General features: G+C 63.8%; 4 protein-coding genes. 1 reads left to right on the top strand and 3 read right to left on the bottom strand.

What is annotated here, in order from left to right; all coding sequences use genetic code 11:
* The 3 genes from FY112_RS01275 to FY112_RS01265 all read right to left on the bottom strand — a co-directional run.
* On the bottom strand, positions 1-741 hold a 741-nt coding region (locus FY112_RS01275; RefSeq protein WP_151517443.1), incomplete at its 3' end, for an ABC transporter permease.
* Positions 738-2,252, bottom strand: coding sequence for a sugar ABC transporter ATP-binding protein (locus FY112_RS01270; RefSeq protein WP_151517442.1), 1,515 nt, complete (start codon positions 2,250-2,252; stop codon positions 738-740). The genes FY112_RS01275 and FY112_RS01270, both read right to left, overlap by 4 nt.
* Positions 2,253-2,274: 22 nt before the next feature.
* A complete protein-coding gene (locus tag FY112_RS01265; RefSeq protein WP_151517441.1) occupies positions 2,275-3,348 on the bottom strand; it encodes an ABC transporter substrate-binding protein in 1,074 nt (357 codons plus the stop codon).
* Between the two features lie 219 nt (positions 3,349-3,567).
* Between FY112_RS01265 and FY112_RS01260 the strand changes: the two genes are divergently transcribed.
* The coding region (locus FY112_RS01260) for an IclR family transcriptional regulator (protein ID WP_151517440.1) at positions 3,568-4,227 on the top strand (660 nt) is incomplete at its 3' end.

Raw genomic sequence — 4,227 nt, 5'->3', positions numbered from 1 at the left:
CGTGAAGGGCGTGCCGATAACAGGATCACCGGAGCCGGTCTGCGCAGCAACGAAGAGACCGGTCAGGGCTGCGAGAAGGCCGGACAGCGCGAAGGCGACAACCTTCACCCGTCCGACCGGGACACCGGAGCGGAATGCGCCGACCGGATTGTCGCCGGCCGCGTAGATGCCGAGGCCGAGGGGCGTCGCGAGAAAGGCCTTCCAGAGCGCCAGGATCACGATGAGCAGCAGGAAGGCGACGGGCGTGTGGCCGGCCAGCACCGTCGACAGCCAATCGGGAATGAACCCACCCGGCCGCGGCAGCAGGATGAGTGCGACCCCGCCGATGATGAAGGAGCCGGCAAGCGTGACGATGATCGCAGGAAGCCTCAGAAAGGTGACGATGGCGCCGATGACGGCGCCAATCGAAAGACCGGCGAGGGAGACCGCAAGAATGCCGCCCGGCACGCCGAGCGCCCCTTCCATCGTCGTCGCGGCAATCACCGCTCCAAGGCTGACGAGCGGGCCGATCGCCAGCGTAATGCCGCCGTTCAGCATGAGCAGCGCCTGCGCCATGGTGACGAGCGCGAGCGGGAACCAGTTCTGCGTGAACTTCGAAAAACCGCCGATCGAAAGGATGTCGGGAAAGAGCAGCGCATAGAGGACGAGAAAGGCGGCGACAACCAGATAGAGGCCGGCAAGGCCGCGGTTGCGGCGGAGCTGGATCGAGCCGTAGAGCCGGGATGACGAACTCGTGCTCATGCCGCCTCTCCCTGCGTCGTGGTGGTAATGCCCATGGCCGCGCCGACGATCGCCCCTTCGCTGATTTCATCCTGCGACAGCACCGCGGCGACGCGCCCCTCGCGCAGAACCACGACACGATCACAGAGATGCACGAGCTCCGGCGTGTCGGAACTGGCCAGAATGACGAGCCGCCCCTCGGCGGCGAAGGCGCGGAGCATCAGGTAGATTTCCCGCTTGGTCTCGATGTCGACGCCGCGCGTCGGATCGTTGAGGAGCAGAACGGAAGGATCGAGCGGTAGCCATTTGGCGAGCGCCACCTTCTGCTGGTTGCCGCCGGAAAGCGCCTGCACTGGGCGGGCCGTGTCGCCCTTGATCGTCAGCCGGCGCGCGAGATCGGCGACCAGGCCGTTTTCCGCCGGCCGGTCGCGCAGCCCCTTGCGGGCGAGGCGTCCGAGCGAGGGCAGGATGAGATTGGATGCGATCGAATGGGGCAGCACCAGGCCCTCGTGCTTGCGGTCGGCCGGGACATAGACGATGCCCGCGGCATTCGCCTCGCCGACATCGGCGGGCAGGCCGGGCTTGCCGGATACCTCCGCCCGGGCAGCCGCGGCCGGAATCGCGCCGTAGAGGCCGAGCAGCAGGTCTTCCTGCCCTTGACCCACCAGCCCGCCGATACCGACGATCTCGCCGGCGCGGGCGGAGAAGCCGATGTCACGAACCATGCCGGCGGAAAAACCTTCGACGCTGATGCGCAGCGCGCCGGGTGCCGTGACGGAGCGCGGCGGGAACAGGTCGCCGGTCTCGCGGCCGACCATCAGGCGCACCAGGCCTTCGCCGTCGATGCCGGACAGCGACTGGTCGGCGGTGACCAAGCCGTCCTTCAGCACCGCGACATGCGAGCAGAGCGCCTGCACCTCGTTGAGGCGGTGGGAAATATAGAGAAGTGCGGTGCCACGGTCCCTCAGCGTCCCGATCAGGCGGGCAAGGATGCCGGCTTCATGCGCCGAAAGCGACGAAGTCGGCTCGTCCAGGATGAGCACGCGTGGCTTGCGGAACAGTGCCTTGGCGATCTCCACCATCTGGCGGCGGCCAAGCGCCAGGTCGGCGACCGGCATGTCGAGCGGCTCGGTGAGCCCGACCATATCGCAGACATCGTGCACGCCGCGATGAAGCGCTTTGTAGTCGATGAGGCCGAACCGGCGCGGAAAGGCGCCGAGCCCGATGTTTTCGGCAATCGACAGACTGGCCGTGAGGCTCAGCTCCTGCTGAACGACGGCAATACCCGCACCGCGCGCAGCCGCCGGGCTGAAGCGCTCGACCGGCTTGCCGTCGACGAGGATGGAACCGCCGTCCGGCTGGAGAGCTCCGGACAGGAGGTTGATCAGCGTGGATTTGCCGGCGCCGTTTTCGCCGAGCAGGGCATGAACCCTGCCCGGCAGAAGGGCAATATCGACGCCCTTCAAAACGGGATTGCCGAAAAATCCTCTGAACACCTGCCGGGCTTCCAGCAGAGGTCTTTCTTCCGTCATGACGGCTTTCCTCAACCCGGGATTACTTGGTGGCAAGCAGCTTGTCGAAGAGCGCCTTGTCGTAGTCCGAGTAGATATAGCCGTCAGCCGGGAACTTGTCGGCCCGGTCGAGGTAGCTGCCGATCGTGCTGTCGTCGATGACAGGCAGCGGCACCTTGACGAAGGCCGGAACGTCCTTGCCTTCCAGCGCCTGCACGGCGGTGTAAACGGAAAGCGCGCCGAGCCAGTTGGGCTGCATGGTGGCCCAGCCCTTGAGGCCCTTCTCCTTCCAGAGCTCCAGGAACTGCCTTGCGTTTTCGCCTGTGGTCGGCACCTGGTCGCGGCCCTGGCGCTCGAAGGCCAGCACCGAGCCGGCCGACAGCGCGCCGCCGAGCGACAGCACGCCGTCGATTTCGGGATTGGCGAAGAGCAGGCTGGTCATCGCTTCCTGTGCCGGCGCGACGTTATATTCCGTGTTCGTCTCGGTGATCACCTGGAGACCGGGATTGGCATCGAGGACCGGCTGGGCGCCCTTGCGGCGGTCATCGCTCACCGAAATGCCTGCCGGGCCGTTCATGATAATGATCTCGCCCTTGCCGCCGAGCTGGCTGACCATCCACTTGGCAGCGGTCGCGCCCCATTCATTGGAATCGGTGTTGATCTTCGCCGTCACCTTGTCGGTGTTAACAAGGCTGTCGAAGTTCACGACGGCGATGCCCTTGTCGCAGGCATCGGATATGACGCGGTCGAGCGCGTTGGAGGAACCGGCGATCACGACGATGGCGTCGACATTGGCGTCGATCATCGACTGGATATGCTGGATCTGCGTCTGGGCATTGCCCTGCGCGTCCGTGATCATCAGATCCTTCACCAGGCCCGCCTTCTTCAGCTCCTCCACTTCAGCCGTGATGGTGCCTTCGGTCTGCTTCATCCAGGTCGGCACCGAATAGATGTTCGCCCAGCCGATTGTATAGGGCGACTTCCTGTCACCCTTGATGCAATTGGCGGCGGCCGATGCCGTGCCGGCCGAAAAGACGAGGAGTGCCACAGCAGCGGCAGCACCCGCGAGAAGGTGGCGGCGTAGCGAAGCGGAAATGCCGTTTTCAAGATTCTTCATGTCGATCCCCTTTTTTGTGTGCGGCAGCGTTGACGGCTTGCCATCCGTGTCCAATATATCGTACATGTGATCTATATATTGGACTAGGTGATCTTATGCCGATTTTTCTACCTCGCAAGAGGGGTGGGAAAATTTCATTCGCGACGAATGACGGGATCGATTGACAGATGCCGGAGTCGGCTTGAAAAGCTTGGCCGGACAAAAAAGGGATCGATAGCGATGGATGCAGTTCAGGACGAATCAGCCGGCAAACGCGCCCGAGGGCTCGACCGCGCCTTCGAGATCCTCGATTTCCTGCGCCAGAAACGACAGGCTCTGAAGCCGAATGAAATCGCCGCGCAGATCGGCGCGCCGCGCTCATCGGTTTACGAACTCGTCAACCTGCTGCTACAGAATGGCATCCTGGAATTCACCGGCGGCGAGGGGCGTGTCTATCTCGGCCGCAAACTGTATTTCCTCGGCGCAGCCTATGAGAACCATTTCGATTTTACCCGCGAATGCGAGGCGACGCTGGAACAGCTTGCCGACGAGACGCGGGAGACGGCGCAGTTCTGCATGCTGGATGGAAACAGATACACGGTCGTTCGCATGCGCGAAGGCGCACGCCCCTTCCGCATTTCGACGGATGTCGGACAGTCGGTGCCGATCCCGTGGACGGCGTCAGGCCGCCTGCTCGTCGCGCATCTGTCGGATCAGGAAATCCTGAACTTCATTCCGCCGCAGGATTTCCGCCTGCCGAACGGCGAATGGCTCGAGCCGCAAACCTTCATCGCCGAGGTCCGCCAGGCCGAGCGTGAAGGTCTCTTCACCTTCAACAGCATCGTCGACAGCTTCACCCACTGTTTTGCCGTACCGGTGCGGGGCGAGGAAGGCCATGCA

It is taken from the genome of Rhizobium sp. PEPV16 (assembly GCF_008919455.1).
GTDB lineage: Bacteria > Pseudomonadota > Alphaproteobacteria > Rhizobiales > Rhizobiaceae > Rhizobium > Rhizobium leguminosarum_Q.
Note: the sequence above shows the minus strand (reverse complement) of the source record. Positions and strands in the feature narration are given on the sequence as shown.